Source organism: Paenibacillus sp. FSL L8-0708 (assembly GCF_038009325.1).
In the GTDB taxonomy this organism is placed as follows: Bacteria; Bacillota; Bacilli; order Paenibacillales; family Paenibacillaceae; genus Paenibacillus_AQ; species Paenibacillus_AQ odorifer.
Genome location: NZ_JBBPBC010000001.1, coordinates 6,136,665 through 6,162,053, shown reverse-complemented (window position 1 = coordinate 6,162,053; position 25,389 = coordinate 6,136,665). Strand labels below are relative to the sequence as shown.

General features: G+C 46.2%; 21 protein-coding genes, 3 rRNA genes and 1 other annotated feature. Of the genes, 22 read left to right on the top strand and 2 right to left on the bottom strand.

All coding sequences use genetic code 11. The annotated features are described in order from the left end of the window. Positions 1 to 584: 584 nt before the first annotated feature. On the bottom strand, positions 585 to 1,109 hold the full coding sequence (locus tag NYE58_RS29080) for a hypothetical protein (RefSeq protein WP_076218576.1): 525 nt from the start codon (positions 1,107 to 1,109) through the stop codon (positions 585 to 587). Between the two features lie 175 nt (positions 1,110 to 1,284). Further along, complete coding sequence (locus NYE58_RS29075; protein WP_076218575.1) at positions 1,285 to 1,707, bottom strand: transposase; 423 nt, start codon at positions 1,705 to 1,707, stop codon at positions 1,285 to 1,287. A gap of 341 nt (positions 1,708 to 2,048) precedes the next feature. Between NYE58_RS29075 and NYE58_RS29070 the strand changes: the two genes are divergently transcribed. The 22 genes from NYE58_RS29070 (at position 2,049) to rrf (ending at position 25,265) form a co-directional block, all read left to right on the top strand. Next, entirely contained in the window at positions 2,049 to 2,945 is an 897-nt protein-coding gene (locus tag NYE58_RS29070) for a M23 family metallopeptidase (protein WP_076218574.1), read from the top strand. After that, positions 2,938 to 3,780 (top strand): M50 family metallopeptidase, encoded by an 843-nt coding sequence (locus NYE58_RS29065; RefSeq protein ID WP_036685160.1) that lies wholly within the window; start codon positions 2,938 to 2,940, stop codon positions 3,778 to 3,780. Before NYE58_RS29070 ends, NYE58_RS29065 begins: the two co-directional genes overlap by 8 nt. Before the next feature lie 54 nt (positions 3,781 to 3,834). Continuing rightward, complete coding sequence (locus tag NYE58_RS29060; RefSeq protein WP_341003660.1) at positions 3,835 to 5,076, top strand: Rne/Rng family ribonuclease; 1,242 nt, start codon at positions 3,835 to 3,837, stop codon at positions 5,074 to 5,076. Between the two features lies 1 nt (position 5,077). After that, the gene (locus NYE58_RS29055; protein ID WP_179088360.1) at positions 5,078 to 5,224 is read left to right on the top strand and encodes a hypothetical protein; all 147 of its coding nucleotides are present in this window, start codon (positions 5,078 to 5,080) and stop codon (positions 5,222 to 5,224) included. After that, positions 5,139 to 5,225 (top strand) — a sequence feature (ribosomal protein L21 leader region). (Overlaps the previous gene by 86 nt.) A 14-nt stretch (positions 5,226 to 5,239) precedes the next feature. Next, the gene (gene rplU, locus NYE58_RS29050) at positions 5,240 to 5,551 is read left to right on the top strand and encodes a 50S ribosomal protein L21 (protein WP_036685166.1); all 312 of its coding nucleotides are present in this window, start codon (positions 5,240 to 5,242) and stop codon (positions 5,549 to 5,551) included. A gap of 12 nt (positions 5,552 to 5,563) precedes the next feature. Further along, complete coding sequence (locus NYE58_RS29045; RefSeq protein WP_036685168.1) at positions 5,564 to 5,899, top strand: ribosomal-processing cysteine protease Prp; 336 nt, start codon at positions 5,564 to 5,566, stop codon at positions 5,897 to 5,899. Positions 5,900 to 5,916: 17 nt separating this feature from the next. Then, positions 5,917 to 6,228, top strand: a complete 312-nt coding sequence (gene rpmA, locus NYE58_RS29040; protein WP_036685171.1) for a 50S ribosomal protein L27 — start codon at positions 5,917 to 5,919, stop codon at positions 6,226 to 6,228. Between the two features lie 243 nt (positions 6,229 to 6,471). Next, a complete protein-coding gene (locus NYE58_RS29035; RefSeq protein ID WP_076105522.1) occupies positions 6,472 to 7,212 on the top strand; it encodes a Spo0B domain-containing protein in 741 nt (246 codons plus the stop codon). Positions 7,213 to 7,227: 15 nt separating this feature from the next. Beyond that, positions 7,228 to 8,538: a GTPase ObgE gene (obgE, locus tag NYE58_RS29030; RefSeq protein ID WP_036685174.1), complete on the top strand. Its 1,311-nt coding sequence runs from the start codon at positions 7,228 to 7,230 to the stop codon at positions 8,536 to 8,538. A gap of 209 nt (positions 8,539 to 8,747) precedes the next feature. Beyond that, complete coding sequence (locus NYE58_RS29025) at positions 8,748 to 10,070, top strand: SPFH domain-containing protein (RefSeq protein ID WP_036685175.1); 1,323 nt, start codon at positions 8,748 to 8,750, stop codon at positions 10,068 to 10,070. Between the two features lie 10 nt (positions 10,071 to 10,080). Then, positions 10,081 to 10,827, top strand: a complete 747-nt coding sequence (locus NYE58_RS29020) for a hypothetical protein (protein ID WP_341003658.1) — start codon at positions 10,081 to 10,083, stop codon at positions 10,825 to 10,827. 14 nt (positions 10,828 to 10,841) lie between these two features. Further along, complete coding sequence (locus tag NYE58_RS29015) at positions 10,842 to 11,618, top strand: hypothetical protein (protein ID WP_076218573.1); 777 nt, start codon at positions 10,842 to 10,844, stop codon at positions 11,616 to 11,618. Positions 11,619 to 11,684: 66 nt separating this feature from the next. Next, entirely contained in the window at positions 11,685 to 13,046 is a 1,362-nt protein-coding gene (locus tag NYE58_RS29010; protein ID WP_341003656.1) for a hypothetical protein, read from the top strand. Between the two features lie 159 nt (positions 13,047 to 13,205). Further along, positions 13,206 to 13,643, top strand: coding sequence for an ACT domain-containing protein (locus NYE58_RS29005; protein WP_038573029.1), 438 nt, complete (start codon positions 13,206 to 13,208; stop codon positions 13,641 to 13,643). 33 nt (positions 13,644 to 13,676) lie between these two features. Further along, positions 13,677 to 14,963, top strand: coding sequence for a homoserine dehydrogenase (locus tag NYE58_RS29000; RefSeq protein ID WP_036685184.1), 1,287 nt, complete (start codon positions 13,677 to 13,679; stop codon positions 14,961 to 14,963). A 59-nt stretch (positions 14,964 to 15,022) separates the two neighbouring features. Continuing rightward, positions 15,023 to 16,000 (top strand): homoserine kinase, encoded by a 978-nt coding sequence (thrB, locus tag NYE58_RS28995; RefSeq protein WP_038573028.1) that lies wholly within the window; start codon positions 15,023 to 15,025, stop codon positions 15,998 to 16,000. Then, a complete protein-coding gene (gene pheA, locus NYE58_RS28990; RefSeq protein ID WP_036685188.1) occupies positions 15,997 to 16,884 on the top strand; it encodes a prephenate dehydratase in 888 nt (295 codons plus the stop codon). The genes thrB and pheA overlap by 4 nt, the downstream gene beginning before the upstream one ends. Before the next feature lie 4 nt (positions 16,885 to 16,888). Then, positions 16,889 to 17,770 (top strand): branched-chain-amino-acid transaminase, encoded by an 882-nt coding sequence (gene ilvE / locus NYE58_RS28985; RefSeq protein WP_036685189.1) that lies wholly within the window; start codon positions 16,889 to 16,891, stop codon positions 17,768 to 17,770. Positions 17,771 to 18,074: 304 nt separating this feature from the next. Continuing rightward, a complete protein-coding gene (locus tag NYE58_RS28980; RefSeq protein WP_341003654.1) occupies positions 18,075 to 19,802 on the top strand; it encodes a LysM peptidoglycan-binding domain-containing protein in 1,728 nt (575 codons plus the stop codon). Between the two features lie 453 nt (positions 19,803 to 20,255). Then, positions 20,256 to 21,813: ribosomal RNA gene (locus tag NYE58_RS28975) — 16S ribosomal RNA — on the top strand. Positions 21,814 to 22,075: 262 nt separating this feature from the next. Beyond that, positions 22,076 to 25,002, top strand: a 23S ribosomal RNA gene (locus NYE58_RS28970). Positions 25,003 to 25,148: 146 nt separating this feature from the next. Beyond that, positions 25,149 to 25,265 (top strand): 5S ribosomal RNA (rrf, locus tag NYE58_RS28965). Together the 16S, 23S and 5S rRNA genes form the textbook arrangement of a ribosomal RNA operon. The last annotated feature ends 124 nt before the right edge of the window (positions 25,266 to 25,389 follow it).

Here is a 25,389-nt window from a genome sequence, read left to right as displayed (position 1 = left end):
AAGAATGGGTGGATTATGTCTGTGTGGAATGAGGGATGGTAGATCCTGTACCCGAATTTATAGTGACAAAGTGCTCATATGAGCTGGAAGCCGGAGAATTTCTAGAGTTTTTCTGTCCAGCTTGTAACGGAACCTTTGTGAATAAGCTTACTAGCCAGCAGACAATGACCGCTGGCTAGTAAGCTTATTCACCCGTAGGGTGGTTTTGTTCTGTGATTGCGTCAATATCATCACCTATCTTTATCCAGCCTTAATCCTCTTCGAGTTGAAATTTAATTTACCTCAACTGTCGGCCCACCTTAAGCACCATGCCTCACACCTTAACATCCTACACTGGATCAAACAGTACAAGCGTTACCTGCTTCCGCTCCTACAGCGAGTACTGTCAGTAGAAAAATAAAGGGTTAGACTCGATGCTATGTTCCACGCGAGTATCCCAATTGTCATACTTTATAAAATATGTTTTTTACTTCCCCTAGCAAATTAAACAGCGACAGCAAAGGATGAGAAAATAAAGTCCAAGACTGTCGCTGTTTAATTGGATTTCGGTAAATGCCCCAAAATAAAATTATTACATTTAGTGATTATTGGTAGTTTCTAATATATCCTTTTGCTGTATGAGTCTCCGCAAATACGTAAACTTTATATTGCCAACCTAAATTCATGTAGAAAGTAAGTGAGTCTGAGCCTTGGCCTGCATCTAATAAAATAAAACTGGTTCCTGGATCATGAATATTCATCGAGGTCCATACTCCATTACCTGTATTGTAGTAAACATATAATGAAGCTTTTCCAGCTGATTCAAGTGTAATTTTTCCGTACTGGCCAGCTCCATTAATGGGATTTGAGAATTGATAGGTAACAGGAGCTACAACAACACTCGTAGATTCTCCCGCTACAAAAGGTGCAATAGAGTCAATCGAAGAAGGGCTTGTGTTAGCACTAGATTCATTCGCAGGAAACGTAGCTTCCCCCGCTACAAAAGGTGCAATAGAGTCAAACGAAGGTGGGCTTGCGTTAGTACTAGATTCATTCGCAGCAAACGTTGGAACTGCACTTACTAAAGAAATAGCAGCCGTTAAAAGAAATAAACTAGAGATTTTTTTCATAAGATGTTTTTCCTCCAAATATATATTTTTTGTACTTAATTACCATATCAAATACCGATATAGAAGTGAATGGTTAATAAGTAAAATGACCCCTTTTTCCTACAGGATATTTATCCAAAAGAAATAATGTCGATTTTTGTCTTGTTTTTCAATCATGATAGTTCAGTTCGCCACATTATGGGATGGCAGATATTCCGGAATTCCATTTATTCCAGAGCAGGCCAAGCTGAACCTGCCGCTCCAGTGGAAGATTAAACATGCGGAAATACTGCACAGATTCCCAAAAGGTCAGTTGAGTAAAGATAGGCATGTTGGGATGAATTTCATCAAAAATGTATTTCTGGAGCACATAGACGGCAAGGACCACAAATAATTGACTATATACCGCATTTTCTGTCGTTCCAAATAGATAAGGCACATTCAGATGCTGTTTAATCCACCGGAAAAAGACTTCAATTTGCCAGCGTGTCTTATAATTCTTAGCGATAACGTGAGGGGAAGCTTTTCTCACATCGGTCACAACCCGCACGATTTCACTCCGGTTATTTTCAAATTCAACGACCCGATGCCGATGTCGCTTTGCGATCGATTCCGCCACGTTCAGAGGTATAGCTGGTCATGAGACAAGGTGCCATGCAACTTAATGCCCTCTGAATTTTTTGTATGGGGCCCAAGGCACTCGGGAGTTTGCCGCTGTGACCGTAGTCGAGTCAATCAGTAGAAGATCTCTGGGGAGATTCAGATGACGACAGGTTTGACGGTTACATATTTTTCCTTAACAATGTGAGCTTAAGGAACAGTCTTATATTTCTCGCTTAAAAGCTTAGCTCATTCTAGTACTTCCGGTATTTATATGGCCTACCTTGGAGGGGCTTGTTCTAAAGAGACTTCCGTGCTTCATAAAATGGAAGTAAAACAAGCCCGTCCGGAGGGATAAATATGGATCAGAAATCAGATATCAAGAATCGCCGCAAGGAGCGTATTCGTAGTTTATTGGAGGAACTCCCGGAAGTCTCAGCAGTCTCAGGAGTTTCGGAAGTCCCGGAACTAGAAATAGCGGAGGCTCCCCCTTTATTTATTATGCCGGATAAGAGTACGAGCTTTAAGGAATGGGGAACAGGATTTAAAAATGCGGATCAATCCTCTGTAGAGCCCGATCCAGAGGTGATGTGGAAAAAGAGTCGTGGAGGCTGGGAGGATAACGGCGGTGGAGGCTCAAATTTTACTGCCGGTTTTATTCGGCGCTTTGTTGCTAGTGTTCTTGTGTTTGGAGCAGTGTGGGGGATTTTTGCGGTACATCAGCCATGGTCCTATAAGATGCAAGCTTTTATTAGTGATGCGTTAAGCAATGACATGGATTTCACGGCTGTGAGAGTCTGGTATGAGGAGAACTTTAACGGAGCTCCAGCGTTCATTCCGATATTTGGGGATAAAGATGAGCCTGCTCAAAAAGTGGCCGCTCATCATCAACTCACTGCCCCGATAGCTGGGAGCATTGTCCAGCCTTTTGCATCTACGCTAAAAGGGGTGGAAATTATGCCTCAAATCGATTCAACCTTAAATGTGACGGTGAAAAGTATAGACATGGGACGTATTCTCTCCATCTCTAAAGAGCTGGAAGGGGGCATTCGAATTGCTGTTCAGCATTCAGGCGGTGTCACTGCAGAATACGGACATTTGAGCGGCACCAAGCTGGAGGTTGATGACTGGGTGCAGAGCGGGGATTCACTCGGTTGGATGATGGAGAAGGACGTATCCTCAGCTTCAACACTATTTTTCGCAGTGATGAAAGACAAGACTTATATTGATCCTACAGAAGTGGTATCGTTTGATTAGGATCTTTGGTATCGAACTGTCACTACATCCACTGTTCGTGATCATTATGTTATTCTCCGTGGTCACGGGACAATTTCTAGAGCTGCTCACCTTATTTACGATTGTCTTCATTCATGAAATGGGACATGTCGTTGCGGCTCTTTTGGCTGGTGTTACAGTTAAGTCGGTTCAGCTTCTTCCGTTTGGCGGAGTGGCTGTTATTGAAGATCATGGGCGGCTTACAGCCAGTCGTGAGATCGGAATAGCCCTTGCCGGTCCACTGCAAAATGGAATTATGATCGTTATTGCTTTTGGACTTCAACAAGCCGGTTATGGCAATCAGGAATTTCTGACCTATTTTATTCATGCCAATGCCATTATTGGGCTTTTTAATCTAGTGCCAGTGCTGCCGCTTGACGGAGGTAAAGTGCTTCAGGCCACTATTAGCTTAGTACTTCCTTATTACTACACTTTGTTATGGACTGGACGGGTGAGTGTAGCCGCAAGTGTCCTTGTGATTATATATGCGCTGCTGCCTCTTGGAGCGGGTGGAGGCCTTAGGCTGAATATGGTCATGATCGGAGCTTTTCTGCTGTATTCGAATTTCACCGACCATCGTAATTTACCGTACCGGTTTGTTGCTTTTTTGATGAATCGGGAGGCTGTTTATGAGTATCATTTGCGAACAGGAAGCGTAGCTCGTCCAATAGTTGCATTATCTGCGAAACCTTTAGATGATATATTGCGTCTATTTAAACGTAATCAATATCATTTTATCTATGTGTTAAACGGTAAAGGAAATGTTGTTGCTGTTGTGCCGGAACAGCGCTTAATATCAACCTACTTCGGAATATAGTGTATTTATGCAGAGAATGTGAAGGAATGAACGAACGAAACCAGAGGTGAAGCCATGAAACAGATGATCGTTCACTGCACGCAGCACATTACCCGAATGGCTCTTCTGGAAAACAGAAGGCTGGTGGAGTACGCGGCTGAACGCGATCAGCAGCAAGGGTTGGTCGGCAGTTATTACAAGGGCCGTGTGATTAACGTACTTCCAGGTATGCAGGCTGCTTTTGTTGATATCGGACAGAAGAAGAATGCTTTTTTATATGTTGATGATGTATTGCATCCTAATTTGGATAAACAGCCTGATGTGAAGCCCTCTATCGAGACGCTTTTGCAGCCGGGACAGGATATTGTTGTTCAAGTGCGGAAAGAGCCGAGCGGCGGAAAAGGCGCGCGTGTAACGACTCATTATACGTTGCCCGGGCGCTGGATGGTGTACATGCCCTTTGCAGAATACGTCGGTGTCTCCAAAAAAATAAGCCGGGATGCAGAGCGCAGTCGTCTCAAAGGAATCGGAGAACGTCTGCGAATGAAAGAAGAAGGGCTTATTATGCGGACGGTTTCTCAGGACGAGCCACATGAAGCTGTGGAGGGTGATCTTTCTTTTTTGCGTGCCCAATGGGAGAATATTACACGTAAGGCACAAACGGTAGAGGCTCCCGCTTTACTACATCGTGATCTTAGTATTGTCCAACGCTTTATAAGAGATGCCTTTAATCCGCAACGGGATCAGTTGATTATTGATTCATCTGCCGCAGCTAGAGAAGCAACAGCCTTTCTGGACGACATGGCTCCTGAAGGGTACAAGCCAGTCTGTCTTTATAATGGAGCGGAGTCTATTTTCGCTGCTTATGGTATTCAGGATCAATTGCTCAAGAGCTTCAGCCGCAAAATCACGCTGGAGGGCGGAGCAACAATGATCTGGGATGAGACAGAGGCGTTAACCGTAATTGATGTCAACACCGCTCAATACATTGGCGGAGCATCGCTTGAAGAAACGGTTACTAATACGAATTTGCTCGCAGCTGAGGAGATCGGTCGTTTGATCCGGTTACGCGATACTGGTGGAATCATTATTGTCGATTTTATTGATATGGAACAAGAGCTTCACCGCAAGATGGTCACAGAGCGATTAGAGAAAGTGATCTGCAAGGATCGCACCAAAACACATATTTTGGGGTGGACAAGACTCGGGCTGCTCGAGATGACCAGAAAGAAGGCAAGGCATGATTCAGCCAGCTTTGCGCCTGTGATTTGCCAGTGCTGCGGGGGAACCGGAAAAGTTGGAGAATGGCTGGAATGAGTTGACGATAAGTCATAAGTATGATACTATCTTCAAGTATGTGTTTGATGCAGTTGATCCTGCACATGCTGTAACCGCTCCGATCGGGTACATAAGCGCAGTTCCTACGGGAATTCTGCCACCTAGACTAGGCGAGTCTGAGACATGAGGAGGTGCAAGTAAAATGTATGCAATTATCGAAACTGGTGGTAAACAATACAAAGTCCAAGAGGGCGACGTTTTGTTCATTGAAAAGTTGGAAGCTGAAGACGGCGCAAGTGTAACTTTTGACCGTGTATTGGCTGTTTCTAACGATGGTGGTCTGACTGCAGGAACTCCGCTAGTAAGCGGCGCGTCTGTAACAGCTAAAGTCGAGAAACATGGTAAAGGCGCTAAGGTTGTAGTTTACAAATACAAACCTAAGAAGAACTACCACAAGAAACAAGGTCATCGTCAACCGTACACGAAAGTAACTATCGAGAAGATTCAAGCGTAAGAAGGTGCGTTAATGATTAGCGTGCGGATTACACGATTATCGGATCTAGGAACTATCGTTGGCTTTGAGGTTAAGGGGCATGCGGGTTATGCGAAGCGTGGCGAAGATATCGTATGTGCCGGGGTATCCGCTGTAACAGTTGGAACCGTCAATTCGATTGAGACCTTGACCGGAATCTCCATGGACACGTCCATGAAGAACGGATTCTTAAGTGGAACATTAAGTTCTGTTGAAGATTTCGATACTTCCGCGAAGGTACAATTGCTGCTTGAATCCATGGTCGTGATGCTGAATGATATCGCAGAATCATACGGGAAGTATATTCAAATACAGCAAGTAAATATTTAAAGAAGGAGGTTGACAACATGTTGAAATTGAATCTTCAATTGTTCGCATCGAAAAAAGGTGTAGGTTCCACAAAAAACGGACGGGATTCCCATTCCAAACGTCTTGGCGTGAAACGTGCTGACGGTCAAGCAGTAACCGGCGGTAACATCTTGGTTCGTCAACGCGGAACAAAAATTCACCCAGGAACTAACGTAGGCATCGGTAAAGATGATACTTTGTTCGCAATGGTGGATGGCGTAGTGAAGTTCGAACGTTGGGGCCGCGATCGCAAAAAAGTGAGCGTGTACCCAGTTGATGTCGCTCCGGTAGCAGCGGCACTGGAAGCGTAAGCTTACGGACCATATGAGCAAGTAGAAGCCTCCGGCATGAGTGCCGGAGGCTTTTTTGTAGAATATTCATAATTATTTGTGTTGCAAAGTTGGAATGGTTAGATAGATGTGAAAATCTCGTTATTATCTCTGGTGAACTACAGTGAACGCGTGTGTTATACTAGGAAATGGTAAATGATACTAACAAAACAAATTATCTAAACGAAGTCATGAATTTTGCGAACTGAGGGACGGGGAGAAAGAATGAAATCCTGGAAAAGTGCAATCTGGGCAGTCATGTTATCCGTAATGCTTCCTTTAGGTCTTTTGTATTGGCATACTTCTCTTCTGACGTGTCTATTACTCGGAGTCTGGGTAGTGGCAATCGTTGCTTTCAGTTTTATCTGGAGCCAGCGTCATTATGAACGGGAGCTGCGTATACAAGAGAACACTCTGCAACAGGCGGCGATTCGGACACTGAATCATCATCGACATGATTGGATGAACGATTTGCAGATTCTATACGGATATATTCAGCTTGGAAAGCCTAATAAATCCGTGGAGTGTGTGGAAAGAATAAAGGAACGCATAGCACTTGATAGTCGTATCGCTAAGTTGGGCATTCCTTCATTGGTTTTCTATATCCAATCCTTCCGAACTAACAGGTCTAGTCTGGAATTGGAAGTTCAGGTGGAGGAAGGGTTGCAGCTAGAGGACAAGCTAAATCCAGAAGCAGGAGATGAGCTGACTTCAGTGATTATGCAGACCATACGGGCTTATCAGTACAACGGGCTGGCTCCTCAGGGGGAGACGCGCAAGCTGCGCCTTGGCTTTTTTCAGGATGGAGGAGACATTCTTATCTCCTTCGAAGGCGAGGGGGAGCATGGCAATCCCGAGCTGCTCAAAGGGCAAATTTATAATATAGTACAAGGAAAAATCATGAAAGCAGAGCAGTTTAAGCCTAGCAGGGCTTATGTAGAGCTGCGATTACCGCTTGAAATGTGAGGAAGGTGAACATTTATGTTCGTAGATAAAGCTAAGATTTATGTTAAAGGCGGTGACGGCGGGGATGGTCTCGTTGCGTTTCGCCGGGAGAAATATGTACCGGAGGGTGGTCCTGCCGGTGGTGACGGAGGCCGTGGAGGCGACGTTATTTTCCGTGTAGATGAGGGACTGCGCACGTTGATGGACTTCCGTTATCAGCGCCACTTCAAAGCTGACAAAGGGATTAAAGGACGGAACAAAAGCCAACATGGAGCGAATGCGGATCATATGATCGTTCGTATTCCGCCAGGAACCATTCTGATTGACGATGATACGCAAGAGATCATTGCCGATATGACGCGTCATGGACAACAGGTTGTAGTTGCACGTGGAGGCCGTGGAGGCCGGGGTAACACCCGTTTTGCCACAGCTAATAATACTGCACCAGAGCTTGCGGAGAACGGTGAAGAAGGCCAAGAGCGTTATGTTGTTATGGAACTTAAGGTAATGGCTGATGTAGGGCTTGTAGGCTTCCCGAGTGTGGGTAAATCTACGTTGCTGTCGGTTGTGTCCGCAGCCCAGCCCAAAATCGGAGCTTACCATTTCACAACAATTACACCGAATTTAGGGGTAGTGGATGTTGGGGATGGCCGAAGCTTTGTGATGGCGGATCTGCCTGGATTAATCGAGGGAGCTAGTGAAGGCATAGGTCTGGGTCACGAATTCCTGCGTCACGTTGAACGCACGCGTATCATCATTCATGTAGTTGATATGTCTGGCTCTGAGGGCCGTGATCCCTTCGAGGATTGGGTTCTAATTAATGATGAGCTGAAGCAGTACAATGCTAGTCTAATCGATCGTCCGCAGATTGTGGCGGCGAATAAGATGGATATGCCTGAATCAGAAGAGAATCTTATTTCTTTCCGCGAACGCGTAGCTGAGGTGCGGCCGGATTTAGAAATCATGCCAATTTCATCCCTTACCCGTCAGGGTGTTCAGGAGCTCCTATATCGTGCAACGGATATTCTCGACAGCATTCCGGTTGCGCCGGTGGTTGAGGAAGTTGCTGAAACTACTGAACGTAAGGTGTATAAGCTGGAAGCAGAAGAGGATAATTCCTTTACTATTACACGGGATAACGAGGCGTTTGTGGTCACAAGCCCACGTATCGAACGTATGCTGAAGCGCATGCAGCTTAGCACACATGATGCGATTCTCAAGCTGGCACGGACTTTGCGTCATATGGGTGTAGATGCAGAGCTTCGTAAACGCGGTGCTGTAGAAGGAACGATTGTCCGTATCGCTGATTTCGAATTCGAATTCGTTGAGAACAGCAGCTACTATTAATATTTAGCTGACTATGAAGCGCCAACTATGGTTTTCCTGTAAAGGGATAGCATAGATGGCGCTTTTTTTGTGAGGAGATCAGTAATTTTTTCAATAAAAGAACCCAAAACACGATATATATCGTATACAATAAATATCGAAATACACTAATTCCCATTTGGGAGCGTACACGTTATTTATATATAAGATAATGAAAGAAGGAATAGCAGATGGCAATTATAGAAGTGGTGAAGTATGACGGTCCTCCAGGTATATTTGCATGGAAATATCCTAACCAGGAGCTGGGGACATGGACACAACTAATCGTTAATGAATCCCAGGAAGCGATTCTATTCAAGGGCGGACAAGCGCTTGATTCTTTTACAGCTGGGCGGCACACGCTAAGTACCGCTAATATACCTATTTTATCCAATATCGTTAATCTTCCTTTTGGTGGAAAATCACCATTTACGGCTGAAGTATGGTATGTGAATAAGACGAATTCGATGAATGTCAAATGGGGAACGAGCTCACCTTTACAGCTTCAGGATCCCAAATACAAAATTATGATTTCTGTTCGTTCTTTTGGGCAGTTTGGTGTAAAAATCGATGATCCGCGAAAATTCTTGCTGAAGCTCGTAGGGACGCTCCCGCAGTTTGATCATGAAACGCTTATCAGTTATTTCCGCGGACTGCTGATGTCGAATATAAATGAACTTATTTCTTCTTACCTTGTGCACAAGCAAATCAGCATACTGGAGATTAATGCTTATGTTGCAGAGATTTCCAAACATATTCAGGGCCGACTAGCCTCGGCTTTCTTGGATAATGGCATTGAGCTGAATAATTTCTATATTGATTCGATCAATATTCCAGAGGATGATCCGGCAACGATTCGTTTGAAGGAAGCTTTGGCTAAAAAAGCGGAAATGGATATCATTGGCTTCACCTATCAGCAGGAGCGTGGTTTTGACACGATGGAAGAAGCGGCAGGGAATCCCGGCAATCTTGGAGTGGGCATGATGAACACCGGGATGGGGCTTGGACTTGGAATGGGATTTGCTGGACCCGCTATGGATATGGTGAACCGTATGACTAGAGGGATGAACTTGGATTCAGGGACTACAGTTATACGTCAAGAGCAGCGTTCCTGCTCTAAGTGTGGAGTTATGAATCCAGTAGAGGGACGGTTCTGCAGCGGTTGTGGGCAGGCGCTTGGAGGCAACCCGCAAGGTTCTCCCTCTGCGAACAAGATCAAATGTTTTGAATGCGGGCATGAACTAAATGCGGGAGCTAAGTTCTGTCCAGGTTGCGGGAATCCTTATCGTGCTTGCCCATCCTGTAAAGCAGATAATCCTGAGGGAGCGGCTTCTTGTGTCTCCTGTGGAAAAGAAATGCCTAAAGCTTGCGGTAAATGTGGGACTATGGTAGCGCCAGGGGTGAAATTCTGTCCTCATTGTGGAGACAGCATGGTGATTAAATGCAGCGGCTGTGGACATGAGCTGAAAGCTGGACAAAAATTCTGTGCAGAGTGCGGAACAAAAGCAGGCTAAGGAGGACCTAATGAACAAAAGCAGGAGATATATATACATTATTACCATCATTTATGCGGTAGCTATAGTACTGACAGTGTTCTCGTTTATTGGATTAGGTTTCTCTGACTCACTGTTTCGGTTCATAATTTCTTTATCCGCGGTTCTGCTAGCAGAAAGTGTAATCTATGGCTATTGTATTTTTTGGCTCCGAACGGCAAGTAGCATTCAGCAGACTCCGCCTGTTCTTATCAGCGGCGCAATCATTACGGGAATCTATGCAGCCATCGTATTTGTATCGGCCTTACTCTTCGATTGGCTGCTGGAGTTACCCGCCTTGTGGTACGCAGCCGAACAATTGCTGATTCTTGTGTTAGGAGCGATCACTTTGGCCGCGATAGGGCTTTACGGGTGGAATGCTGGGGCAGGGGAACAGCAAGCCAAAAGGTCTTTACAAAAGTTTCGGCGGTATCAGAACGAATTAACTGAAATGAGTGAGCTAGCTAGTAGCTGGAAGAATTCCGATTCCGAGCAGCTAGTGAACGTGTTAGATATGTTGGAGGAAAAATTTAAGTACAGTGATCCGATATCAGAACCGTCTTTATATGCTACAGAGGATATTCTGCAGCAGCAGATTTCTCTGTTACATGATCACGTGAAGCTACTGCTGGCGACCCAAGAGCCACATGAGGGCTGGCAGGTAGAAGTAAATGAGATGTCAGAGAGTATAAAGTCTACACTTCAGCGGCGTAACCGTGAATTAGCGGCACTTAAATAGGAGGAGTTTACTACATGAACAGTTTGAACCTACAAGAGCCGTCACCGCTCCCGGGAGGAAATGCAGCCGTTCCCCGGCTTAAATACGAACGTACCGGGTTTGATTATGTTATTCTCGCGGCTGCTTATCTGCTGATGCCCGTTGGACTTGTGCTTGCCTTGTTACGTTTGATGACAACGCATTACAAAAATTACCGCAGACCGACTAACCTCAATCTGCTGATGCATGTATTTATTGGTGGGTTTGTTGAACTTTCTATTGCCATGTTTTCTAGTGCGCTCAATGGGGAATTTGGAACTTCTGAATTAGTATCAACGCTTATTTTAATTGCAATCATGTTTTTGACTCCAGCTTTTATACTGGCCAGTGTGACAGCGAAAGCTAAATATACCCTTTCTAAGCTTAACACTTCTTATATAGAGCTGATTCAAAATAAGAATATCCGGCATATTGGCAGTATATCTGAACGAATAGGCCAAAGTGAAAGTGATGTACGGAGAGATGTCCACTATCTGAAGGATAAAGGACTGCTTGATATTGATATCGCATTATCCGAAGGGCGCCAGACGCCAGAACCATCAGCAGCTAATCAAGGTTACCCTGAAAGTACTTCGGGTTTTGGAGGAACGGGGAGAACCCAAGCATCGGGGCAGCAGATACCTGCGCAGCCTCAGTCTCCGCCGCAACTGCCTAAGTCTATCCGTTGTCCGGGGTGCGGAGCCCAGAATACTGTGCTCCCAAGCCAATCTAAAAGCTGTGATTACTGTGGAACGAAGATCCCGTACAATTAATGCCGTCAACCAACAGATTAGCTGCATCGCATATAGGATTACATAAATAAGGGGATTAAAGACAAAATGAGTGCATTGGATATACGCAGACAGCCGCCGGTATCGGGAAAACCCGTGTACAAGCATGAATATGAGCGGACGGCGTTTGATTATACGACTATTGTGTTTGCGTATGTATTTGCTCCGTTTGGCTTTATATTGGCTGCCATTCGGTTATTATCTACACATTCCAAGAGACAGCGCAAAGCAAGCAATATTAACCTGTTTTATCATGCGTGTATGGGTGCCTTTGTAGAATTGGCGATCTATTTCATTATTAGCAAGCTGCTCGGTCAAATCGGTTATGTCGCACTCTTGATCAGGCTGGTGATTATCTACGCATTGTTTAGGATTCCCGCCATCAAATTATCCGTTAGGGCCGTAGGATGGAGAGAGGGATTCACCTATCTTTGCAATGACTATATCGCATTGGTTCTTGTGGACGGCATAAGGCATATCGGCAGCCTATCCGATATCCGCGGATTCAGTGAAGAGAATGTCCGCGAGGTTTTGGAATATTTAAAAGATCAGGGAGTGCTTTCTCCAGATATTGTTTATTATGAAGGACGTGTAGACAATCCATTTGTGAAATTGCCGCCGAAGCTTATTTATTCCAAACGGGCACAAGCACTGGTGCGTGCGCCTGAGAATAACCTTCGCTACCGTAACAAGCGAGACCAGACAGTGTTTGATCGAATCATCATGGCGATTGCCTATTTGTTTGCTCCGCTTGGGTTTGTACTTGCGATGCTTCGTTTTGTAAGCACTCATTATAAGAATGAGCGGAAATCATTTAACTACAAATTGCTCTATCATGTATGTATGGGAGCTTTTATGGAACTTGCTGTCCTCTTCGCCGTGGGGACCTACAAAGGGGATTTTAAGTGGTACACTTTATTGATCATTCTGGTGGTCCTCTACGTGATCTTTATAATTCCGGCGGACAGCTTTGCAGGGAGGGCTACCTTCGCAACAGAAAACTTTGATTTTTTGTGCAAGAAGTATCTCATGCTGATCGTAGTGGATGATGTTAGGCATATTGGTAATTTAGCTGATATCACGAAACAAAGTGAAGATGATGTACGTAGAGACCTACGGTATTTGGTGAGATGGGGGTTACTTGCTTCTGATCTTGTCTATTATGAAGGACGTGTTAAGCTCTTAGATAAACAACCGCCCAATCTTGTACATCCTGACCGGGCACAGCCCTCCGCGGCATCAGAGAACCAGCCATCATCTGGGCGGCAGTCATTGCCGGAGAATAGGCCTAAGCCACCTGTCCAACTGCCGAAATCCATCGTTTGTCCGAGTTGCGGTGCTAAGAGTAGAGTACTTCCAGGGCAGGATAAAATCTGTGACTATTGCGGGACGACGATTCCATACAGTTAGTGTACATACGATTGCCTTCTGCCCCCGGGAATCCGGGGGTTTTACTACACCTAACTCCCCAGGCCTTGGAGCATCCAGATAAAGTTATTGCATTTTACAAGCCTTTTCCGATATAATGTCCACTAAGAAAACACAAAAGTCTTTGAGGTGAGGACGTTCGTGAGAGAACGCTATTATTTGGTCCGGGAGGACATATTGCCTGATGCTGTACTTAAGACTATGCAGGTTAAACAATTGCTTGAGGCCGGGGATGCGAAGACCGTAAATGAAGGTGTAGAGCAGGTGGGATTAAGCCGAAGCGCTTTTTATAAATACAAGGATGGAATTCACTTGATCCATCAGCTCGAACGAGAGCGGATCGTTACGATTTCCATGGATTTGGAGCACGAATCTGGAATGCTTTCCAAGGTACTAGGCTCTGTAGCGGGACATGGGGCTAATGTGTTGACGATTCACCAGAGTATTCCGCTGCAAGGGCGGGCGAATGTGGTGATCTCCGTAGAAATTTCACACTTAAATGAGGAACTCGGAGAGATGCTGGATAGTCTGAAAGAGATTCCAGGAGTGAAGCGTGCTTTAATCGTTGGACAGGGATAGGAACTATATTCGTAAACTTTTAGGAGGAGACAGATGAAGCCGGTTAAAGTGGGGTTGCTGGGCCTGGGAACAGTAGGCACAGGTGTAGTTCGTATCGTGGAAGGGAATCAAGAGGATTTAAGCAGCCAGGTAGGCTCTTCAATTGTCATTGAACGTATAGCTGTGAATAATTCTAATAAACCACGCGAAATCGAGGTTGATCCTGCTAAAATAACGACAGATCCATGGGATGTGATTCGTGATCCTGAAATTGATGTCATCGTTGAAGTTATGGGGGGAATCGCGGGAACCAAAGAATATATTCTTGAAGCTTTGGAACGCGGTAAACATGTCGTAACTGCGAACAAGGATTTGATGGCGCTGCACGGCTCGGAGATTCTTGCTAAGGCGCAGGAGAAGCAATGTGATGTCTTTTATGAGGCTAGCGTAGCAGGAGGCATTCCGATTATCCGCACACTTATCGAGGGCTTTTCCTCAGATAAGATTATGAAGATTATAGGTATCGTGAATGGAACGACTAATTACATACTAACCAAAATGAGCCAAGAAGGCGCATCCTATAATGATGTGTTAAAAGAAGCGCAGGATCTGGGATACGCAGAGTCTGATCCAACCTCGGATGTGGAAGGCCTGGACGCTGCCCGCAAAATGGCGATTCTCGGAACCTTAGGTTTCCGTACTAATGTGGAGCTGCATGATGTAAGTGTGAGTGGGATTTCTCAGGTGAGTAAGGCGGATATCGCCTTTGCGAAACGTCTCGGATATGAAATTAAGCTGTTAGGCATCGCTGAACGTCAGGATGAAGAATTCAGCATCAGTGTTCAGCCAACCTTGATTCGGGCTAGTCATCCCTTGGCTTCCGTCAATGGCGTGTTCAACGCAGTTTACGTATACGGGGAAGCAGTGGGAGAGACCATGTTCTACGGTGCGGGTGCGGGCGCAATGCCAACTGCAACCTCAGTGGTAGCTGATTTGGTAGCTGTCATTAAGAACCTTAAACTAGGTGTAAATGGATTGAAGCAAAAAGTACCTTACAAGCAGAAAAAGCTTAAGAGTGATGAAGCTATTTTTTATAAAAACTTTTTGCTTCTGCATGTTGATGATAAAGCAGGGGTATTGGCTAAGATTACTCAAGTGTTTGCCGAATATGATGTAAGTTTGGATTCAGTAGTTCAGCAAGCCAATCCCAATAATCCTGATGCGGAGATCATTATTGTCACTCATAACGCTAGTAAAGCAAGCATGAACAAAGTGCTGCGCCATTTCGAGGAGCTGAAAGTCATCCGCCGGATTAAGAGCCATTATCGTGTGGAAGGTTAACCAAGCCAATGAACTAATACTTTCATATTTCAAAACATAGTAAGGAGATTGTACCTGTTATGAGTATTTACGGAAGAGCTAGGGTTAAAGTGCCTGCTAGTACTGCCAATCTTGGTCCGGGCTTCGATACTCTGGGTATGGCATTGCCGCTATATGCCTGGATTGAGATGGAGGAAGCAGAGGAGACTGTTTTTCATCTATATGGTGATGAGATGAATGGAGTGGCTCAGGATAAGAGCAATTTACTCTATAAGGTCGCTCAAATGGTATTTGCAGAAGCAGGCGTTACGGTGCCTGAATTATCGATATCCATGTACTCGGAAATTCCGCTTACGCGTGGACTCGGCAGCAGTGCCTCAGCTATTATTGGCGGAATGGCCGCAGCGAACACAATGATTGGCTCTCCGCTGGATAATGCTAAGCTGTTTGATATGGCTACCCAGCTTGAGAAACATCCCGATAATGTGGGTGCCTCCTTGTTTGGCGGCATTATTACTGCCGTGTGGGATGGTGAACATGCGGATTATGTTCGGCTGGAACCACCACAAAATCTTGAGGTGCTGGTGGTTATTCCTGAATTCGAACTGGAAACCACAAAAGCGCGGGGATTGCTTCCAACAGAAATCTCAGTTAGTGATGCTGTGTACAACATTAGCAGAACCTCTCTATTGACGGCTTCGCTGGCATCAGGCCGGCTTGACCTGCTTAGCAGAGCGATGCAGGATCGCCTGCATCAGCCGTATCGTGCACCGCTTATACCGGGCATGGAGAAGCTGCTCGCAGAAGCTCCTGAACACGGTGCTTTAGGGATCGCACTTAGCGGTGCTGGACCGACTCTGCTATGTTTAGTGGATCGCCAAGAGACCCGTAAGAGTGAGCTTGAGGCCTTCTTGAAGAATACGATGCAGGAACATGGCATTTCCGCTCGGACCTGCTGGTTAACACCTTGTGCTTCTGGAGTTACTACAGAGCTGCTTGAAATAAACGAGATGCAAAACGTATCATTTTTGGATATGATAAAAGGAGTACGGTCATGAAATCAATAGCGGTATTGCCGCAGGGCTCGGTATCCCACGAAGCGCTGCTGCATTTGTTTAACGGTGAACCTGTAAAGCTTGTGCATCACAAGTTAATTTCCGATGTATTTCTCTCTACGGCGAATGGTACCACCGATTACAGCGTGATTCCGATTGAAAATACCATTGAAGGCTCAGTTAGTCTTCACATCGATTGGCTCATCAATGAAGTGGATCTGCCAATGCAGACGGAATGGATTTTTCCATCGATACAGAATCTTATCGGTAACCCAAGGGAATTCACAGATACAGACGGCAACAAGGATTTCACCAAGATGGTAAAAATCCTTTCGCACCCCGTAGCAATGGCACAATGTATGCAATTTGTTCGTAAGCATGCCCCTTGGGCTGAACTGGAGTCGGTTGGAAGTACCTCTGAAGCTGTAGAAATCGTCAAAAACAATCCCGGCAAGGGCTGGGCTGCTATCGGTACCGCTCTTGGCGCCGCTACTCATGGGCTGGAGATTGTAGATCGGCAAATTACAGATCACAACAACAATTACACACGGTTTGTCCTGGTTGGTCCACAGAAGATAGATCTTCCGCGGAGCAGCACAGGAGTAAAGACGAGTGTTCTAGTAACGCTGCCAGAGGATTTTCCAGGTGCCTTGCATCAGGTGCTTGCTGCTTTTTCCTGGCGGAAACTGAATTTATCGCGTATTGAATCACGACCAACGAAGAAGAAGCTGGGTACTTATTATTTTTATATTGATGTGCTGGAACCGATAGAATCTGTTCTGCTGCCAGGGGCTATTGAAGAAATTAGTGCTTTAGGCTGTCAGGTAAGGATTCTGGGCTCGTATCCCACATACACCTATGAGGAAGAGAAAGCGGAGGTGCAGTAAATTCATGGCTGAGCAATGGATCTATTTGGATGGACAACACGTAACGAAGGAAAATGCAAAGGTATCCGTTTTTGATCACGGTTTTTTGTATGGAGACGGTATTTTTGAAGGTATCCGTATCTATAACGGCAATATTTTTAAATGTAAAGAGCATTTGGACAGACTGTATGATTCGGCAAAATCGATCATGCTGGACATTCCGCTAACGTATGATGAGATGCTGGAAGCTATGGCTGAAACGATTCGTCTTAACGACATGCGTAACGGCTATATTCGACTGATCGTCTCCCGGGGACCAGGGAACTTAGGTCTTGATCCACGCCGTTGTCCAAAAGCTAGTGTAATTATTATCGTTGAGCAACTGGCTATTTACCCAGAACAAGCGTATTTGAACGGACTTCGTGCAGTTTCTGTGTCCCAACGCCGTAATATTCCGGATGCACTCAATCCAAAGATCAAATCGCTTAATTACCTAAACAATATCCTAGTAAAAATCCAATCCAACTTGGCAGAAGCCGACGAAGCCATCATGATGAACGCTCAAGGTTATGTTACTGAGGGATCGGGCGATAATATTTTCATTATCAAAAATGGTGTAGTTTTCACTCCTCCATGTTACTTGGGAGCCCTTGAAGGAATTACCCGTCTGGCGATCATTGAGCTCTGCGAGAAATTAGGTATTAAACTGAAAGAAGAACCGTTCACAATGCATGATGTTTATATAGCGGACGAGGTGTTCTTCACTGGCACAGCTGCTGAAGTTATTGCTGCACGTGAAATTGACGGCCGGATCATTGGTGAAGGACAAGCGGGTCCAATCACTTTGAAGCTGCTCGAAGAGTTCCGTAATGTGGTTGATAAAGATGGCTATAAGGTTTGGGAATAAAGACTAATCATACAACGTAAATAGCATTGAATACGCATCAGAAGTCCTTTTATGCATACATGCAGAAGAAAACGGGAGTCTCCGGTTAATCTTTTCATGGATCATGAAAGGATTTTTTTTATTTCGGGGATGTCATTCGCCCATGGGCTGCATAAGATGTAGTAACGAAGGAGGCGGCTGTACCGCATATAACTTTGTAAGAGAGCAATGTTCCATGAAAAGGGTGTTTGCTTTCGAAGTCAGTTTTGCTGTGTAGCTGTAAAGAAAGCAATACTCCACAAAACTTTTAGGAGGTTAATGCTACGTGAAAATACACATTGTCAAACAAGGCGATAGTTTGTATGCCTTATCGCAAAAGTACGGAGTGCCGTTACAAAAAATTATTGAAGCAAACCCGCAGATCAGTAATCCGAATGTGTTAGCGGTTGGAGACAAAGTAAAAATACCTACGGCCCCTGTATCCGTACCGGAGAACAGTGAAGTTTACTACAAGCACACCGTTAAACAAGGAGATACCTTGTGGAAATTATCTAAAGCCTGGGGAATTCCTTTGAAGGATATGGTTGAGGCCAATCCCCAACTAAAGAATCCAAATGTACTTATGCTAGGGGAAGTAGTTAATATTCCTAAAAAAGTATCCAATACCTCACCGACACAGCCTGGGTATACACCTTCTAACGCCTCAGAGAAAACGCAGGTGGGTGGCAAGGAATATACAGGCCCCAAAGAACAGCCTGCTGCTGAAGTCGTGCCTGCACCTAAACCAGGAACTAAACCAGAAGTAAAACCAGAGACCAAGCCAGAAGCTAAACCTGCACCTAAACCAGTGACAAATATCTCACCTGAATCCAATTCTGCACCACACCCATCGCTAAACATCGCCCCTATTAATACACAAAATATTGCACCCAATCCTGCGCCTAATATGCAAATGGAAGTTGCTCCAGTGCAAGAAATTGAAATGCAGAGTTTATTTGTTCAGATTACGGTTCCAAATCAAGAACCGGTTGCTCAACAAGAAGCACCTAAAGCTGAGAAGAAAGCAGACAATGATTGCTCATGGGATAATTCCAACGGATACCCGGGCCTGGGAGGAAATCCTTATCTCTATGATTCATATCAAAATAGCCCTAATATGAACATGAACTGGGCACCAAGTTATGTTCAGCCAATGGCTTATGCACCAGAATGTATTTCACCATGTTATTTTTCGGGCAATATGTATTCTAATATGAGCCCAGAACAATGGAATCCAAATGCCGCGCCAAACATAAGCCCAGAACAATGGAATCCAAATGCCGCACCAAACATAAGCCCGGAACAGTGGAATCCAAATGCCGCGCCAAACATAAGCCCGGAACAGTGGAATCCAAATGCCGCGCCAAACATAAGCCCAGAGCAATGGAATCCAAATGCTGCCCCTAATATGAGTCCAGGACAGTGGAATCCGATGGAGGCTAATGTTGCTGGCATGAATGTTGGCGGGGATTTCTCGCCGTATGCTGTTCCTCAATATGGAGGACAGACGCCGAACCTTCCTTGGCCAACTTGTGGGTGCGGAGGCGTGCATATTCAACCAGTGCAAACTTATTCATATGACATGCCTGTATATAACACCTATCCTGAATATGGGAATCCAAACGCTTTTTCCGCATATGGAGCAGGAATGCCTAATCAGGGAATGGTACCTACTTCTACGCTTGGAGCATTTGGTGGACCGGATAACTCTAATATTCCATCCAATCCGCAGTATCCAGGGATAGGTAATTATTCGCAGCATAATCGGGTGCCGGAAATTCAAGAACCTGAAGCGTTCGTGCAGGAATCTCCCGAAACGGCTAGAACAGAGACTGATGAGTCAACTTCTAACGCTTCTCTCAAGAATAAGGGGAATGTAGCAAAGGAAACAGTAACAGGCAAAAAAGCAAAGACCTCAGGTCAACCTAGTAGCAAGAAAAGCAAAACTGCTACGAAATCTCAAGGTTCAGCAGCGAGTACTAAAAAACGTAGAAATCCTTGGATTTCAAACTAATAAATTTATATATTAAGCCGTTGTTTGACTTACGTGTAGATTCTGTATCCTTAGAATCTACACGTTTTTTTATAGGTAAATAGGGATAAAAGATGTTAAATAAAGTGGGGCAAAAGCACTTATTTATAAAATATAAATTTTTAAGTATTGTTTTTATATAGGGATATATGGTACATTATAAATCCAGTCGCAAAGAGGAACTATAAAGCTTTCGGTTGGTGAATGTTAATCTGAATTAGATTGCAAAGAACTTTGAAAAAAAGAGTTGCAATAAATCAGAAAGCATGATATATTATAAGAGTTGCTGCTGAGACATTAAACGGCGCCAACGAGAACTTGATCTTTGAAAACTGAACAACGAGTGAGTAGGAAATCACGTAAGTGAAATCCAAAATTAGAGAATTAATTTTCTCGTCAGATGTTTCAAAATGAGCATATCGCTCTTTTCAATACTAATTGGAGAGTTTGATCCTGGCTCAGGACGAACGCTGGCGGCGTGCCTAATACATGCAAGTCGAGCGGAGTCATTTTGAAAGCTTGCTTTCAAAATGACTTAGCGGCGGACGGGTGAGTAACACGTAGGCAACCTGCCCTTCAGACTGGGATAACTACCGGAAACGGTAGCTAATACCGGATAATTTCTTTTTTCTCCTGAGAGAAGAATGAAAGACGGAGCAATCTGTCACTGAGGGATGGGCCTGCGGCGCATTAGCTAGTTGGTGGGGTAACGGCCCACCAAGGCGACGATGCGTAGCCGACCTGAGAGGGTGAACGGCCACACTGGGACTGAGACACGGCCCAGACTCCTACGGGAGGCAGCAGTAGGGAATCTTCCGCAATGGGCGAAAGCCTGACGGAGCAACGCCGCGTGAGTGATGAAGGTTTTCGGATCGTAAAGCTCTGTTGCCAGGGAAGAACGTCCGGTAGAGTAACTGCTACCGGAGTGACGGTACCTGAGAAGAAAGCCCCGGCTAACTACGTGCCAGCAGCCGCGGTAATACGTAGGGGGCAAGCGTTGTCCGGAATTATTGGGCGTAAAGCGCGCGCAGGCGGCTATTTAAGTCTGGTGTTTAAACCTTGGGCTCAACCTGAGGTCGCACTGGAAACTGGGTGGCTTGAGTACAGAAGAGGAAAGTGGAATTCCACGTGTAGCGGTGAAATGCGTAGATATGTGGAGGAACACCAGTGGCGAAGGCGACTTTCTGGGCTGTAACTGACGCTGAGGCGCGAAAGCGTGGGGAGCAAACAGGATTAGATACCCTGGTAGTCCACGCCGTAAACGATGAGTGCTAGGTGTTAGGGGTTTCGATACCCTTGGTGCCGAAGTTAACACAGTAAGCACTCCGCCTGGGGAGTACGGTCGCAAGACTGAAACTCAAAGGAATTGACGGGGACCCGCACAAGCAGTGGAGTATGTGGTTTAATTCGAAGCAACGCGAAGAACCTTACCAGGTCTTGACATCCCTCTGAATCCACTAGAGATAGTGGCGGCCTTCGGGACAGAGGAGACAGGTGGTGCATGGTTGTCGTCAGCTCGTGTCGTGAGATGTTGGGTTAAGTCCCGCAACGAGCGCAACCCTTAACTTTAGTTGCCAGCAAGTAATGTTGGGCACTCTAGAGTGACTGCCGGTGACAAACCGGAGGAAGGTGGGGATGACGTCAAATCATCATGCCCCTTATGACCTGGGCTACACACGTACTACAATGGCCGGTACAACGGGAAGCGAAGCCGCGAGGTGGAGCCAATCCCATCAAAGCCGGTCTCAGTTCGGATTGCAGGCTGCAACTCGCCTGCATGAAGTCGGAATTGCTAGTAATCGCGGATCAGCATGCCGCGGTGAATACGTTCCCGGGTCTTGTACACACCGCCCGTCACACCACGAGAGTTTACAACACCCGAAGTCGGTGGGGTAACCCGCAAGGGAGCCAGCCGCCGAAGGTGGGGTAGATGATTGGGGTGAAGTCGTAACAAGGTAGCCGTATCGGAAGGTGCGGCTGGATCACCTCCTTTCTATGGAGAATCGTTCTCTGCAATGAGAACATTCAAATCGGAAGCTCAGCTTCCAAAACTCAGGTTTAGGCCTGTTACTCACTCGTTGCTCAGTTTTGAGAGTTTAAGCTCTCAAGTAAGACTTGATCCTTGAAAACTGGATACCGAAACGAATTTGCGTTTTAGAACATCTTTTAGCAACTTGTGTAAACAAGTAAATGTTATTAGTGAGATGATTCCAAAGAGAATGTCATCGTATGATATTTTCCTGCGGAAAAATCAAGGTTAAGCTAATAAGAGCACACGGAGGATGCCTAGGCGCCAGGAGCCGACGAAGGACGTGGCGAACAACGAAACTGCCTCGGGGAGCTGTAAGCAAGCTTTGATCCGGGGGTGTCCGAATGGGGAAACCCAGCTGTGGTAATTCGCAGTTACTCATTTCTGAATACATAGGAAATGTAGAGGCAGACCAGGGGAACTGAAACATCTAAGTACCCTGAGGAAGAGAAAACAATAGTGATTCCGTCAGTAGCGGCGAGCGAACGCGGAACAGCCTAAACCTAAGAGCTTGCTCTTAGGGGTTGTGGGACGTCTCACATGGAGTTACAAAGGAATATGGTAGGCGAAGAGGTCTGGAAAGGCCCGCGATAGAGGTAAAAGCCCTGTAACCTAAACTGTATTCTCTCCGAGACGGATCCCGAGTAGTGCGGGGCACGTGAAACCCCGTATGAATCCAGCAGGACCATCTGCTAAGGCTAAATACTACCTGGCGACCGATAGTGAAACAGTACCGTGAGGGAAAGGTGAAAAGCACCCCGGAAGGGGAGTGAAATAGAACCTGAAACCGTGTGCTTACAAAAAGTCAGAGCCCTATTAATGGGTGATGGCGTGCCTTTTGTAGAATGAACCGGCGAGTTACGTTTAACATGCAAGGTTAAGCCGAGAAGGTGGAGCCGCAGCGAAAGCGAGTCTGAATAGGGCGAATTAGTATGTGGACGTAGACCCGAAACCGTGTGATCTACCCCTGTCCAGGGTGAAGGTGCGGTAACACGCACTGGAGGCCCGAACCCACGTACGTTGAAAAGTGCGGGGATGAGGTGGGGGTAGCGGAGAAATTCCAATCGAACTCGGAGATAGCTGGTTCTCCCCGAAATAGCTTTAGGGCTAGCCTCGGTATAAGAGTAGTGGAGGTAGAGCACTGATTGGGTGCGGGGTCCGCAAGGATTACCAAGCTCAGTCAAACTCCGAATGCCATATACTTATTGCCGGGAGTCAGACAGTGAGTGCTAAGATCCATTGTCAAAAGGGAAACAGCCCAGACCATCAGCTAAGGTCCCCAAGTGTGTGTTAAGTGGGAAAGGATGTGGAGTTGCACAGACAACCAGGATGTTGGCTTAGAAGCAGCCACCATTGAAAGAGTGCGTAATAGCTCACTGGTCGAGTGACTCTGCGCCGAAAATGTAACGGGGCTAAACACACCACCGAAGCTATGGCTAGATACGTATGTATCTGGGGTAGGGGAGCGTTGTGTAGGGGTTGAAGGTGTACTGAAAAGAGCGCTGGACACTACACAAGTGAGAATGCCGGTATGAGTAACGAAAAGATCAGTGAGAATCTGATCCGCCGAAAGCCCAAGGTTTCCTGAGGAAGGCTCGTCCGCTCAGGGTAAGTCGGGACCTAAGGCGAGGCCGAAAGGCGTAGTCGAAGGACAACAGTTTGAAATTACTGTACCACCGTAATCCGCTATGAGCGATGGGGTGACGCAGGAGGGTAGTGACGCGGACTGATGGATGTCCGTCTAAGCAGTGAGGCTGATGTGTAGGCAAATCCGCACATCGATAAGGCTGGGCTGTGATGGGGAGCGAAAATTATAGTAGCGAAGGTCATGATCTCACACTGCCAAGAAAAGCCTCTAGCCAGGAGAAGGTGCCCGTACCGCAAACCGACACAGGTAGGCGAGAAGAGAATTCTAAGGCGCGCGGAAGAACTCTCGTTAAGGAACTCGGCAAAATGACCCCGTAACTTCGGGAGAAGGGGTGCCCCGGTAGTGTGAATAGCACGAGGGGGCCGCAGTGAAAAGGCCCAAGCGACTGTTTAGCAAAAACACAGGTCTGTGCGAAGCCGCAAGGCGAAGTATACGGGCTGACGCCTGCCCGGTGCTGGAAGGTTAAGGGGAGTGGTTAGGGGTAACCCGAAGCTATGAACCGAAGCCCCAGTAAACGGCGGCCGTAACTATAACGGTCCTAAGGTAGCGAAATTCCTTGTCAGGTAAATTCTGACCCGCACGAATGGCGTAACGACTTGGGCGCTGTCTCAACGAGAGATCCGGTGAAATTTTAATACCTGTGAAGATGCAGGTTACCCGCGACAAGACGGAAAGACCCCATGGAGCTTTACTGCAGCTTGATATTGAATTTGGGTACGATCTGTACAGGATAGGTGGGAGCCGTAGAAATCGGAGCGCAAGCTTCGGTGGAGGCGCCGTTGGGATACCACCCTGATCGTATCTAGGTTCTAACCTAGTGCCCTTACCGGGTACGGGGACCGTGTCAGGCGGGCAGTTTGACTGGGGCGGTCGCCTCCTAAAGAGTAACGGAGGCGTTCCAAGGTTCCCTCAGAATGGTTGGAAATCATTCGCAGAGTGCAAAGGCATAAGGGAGCTTGACTGCGAGACCTACAAGTCGAGCAGGGACGAAAGTCGGACTTAGTGATCCGGTGGTACCGCATGGAAGGGCCATCGCTCAACGGATAAAAGCTACCCTGGGGATAACAGGCTTATCTCCCCCAAGAGTCCACATCGACGGGGAGGTTTGGCACCTCGATGTCGGCTCATCGCATCCTGGGGCTGAAGTAGGTCCCAAGGGTTGGGCTGTTCGCCCATTAAAGCGGTACGCGAGCTGGGTTCAGAACGTCGTGAGACAGTTCGGTCCCTATCTGTCGTGGGCGCAGGAAATTTGAGAGGAGCTGTCCTTAGTACGAGAGGACCGGGATGGACGTACCGCTGGTGCACCAGTTGTTCCGCCAGGAGCATGGCTGGGTAGCTACGTACGGACGGGATAAGCGCTGAAAGCATCTAAGCGTGAAGCCCCCCTCAAGATGAGATTTCCCAATTAGTAAGACCCCTTGAAGACGACGAGGTAGATAGGTTGGAGGTGGAAGTGCAGCAATGCATGGAGCTGACCAATACTAATCGGTCGAGGGCTTATCCTATATGTAGAATGCAGATTTGTTTCGGATTCAGTTTTCAGGCATCAATCTCAGATTTATATAGTCCAAGTGACTGTATGATGATGAATTTGTTTTCAGCATTTGGCGATGCTGAGACCTGAATAATGCATTTGTACCGCAAATGCCCGTTTGGTGGCGATAGCGGAGGGGTTCCACGCGTACCCATCCCGAACACGACCGTTAAGCCCTCCAGCGCCGATGGTACTTGGACCGAAGGGTCCTGGGAGAGTAGGACGTTGCCAAGCACGCAAGACCACTGTTGAGTAATCGACAGTGGTCTTTTTGTTGTACGATGTTTAGCGGTTTATTATAAGGATAGGCAATCACTGTGAAGTGGTTTTTGAATGAAAATTAGTTCATGGAGGCAAA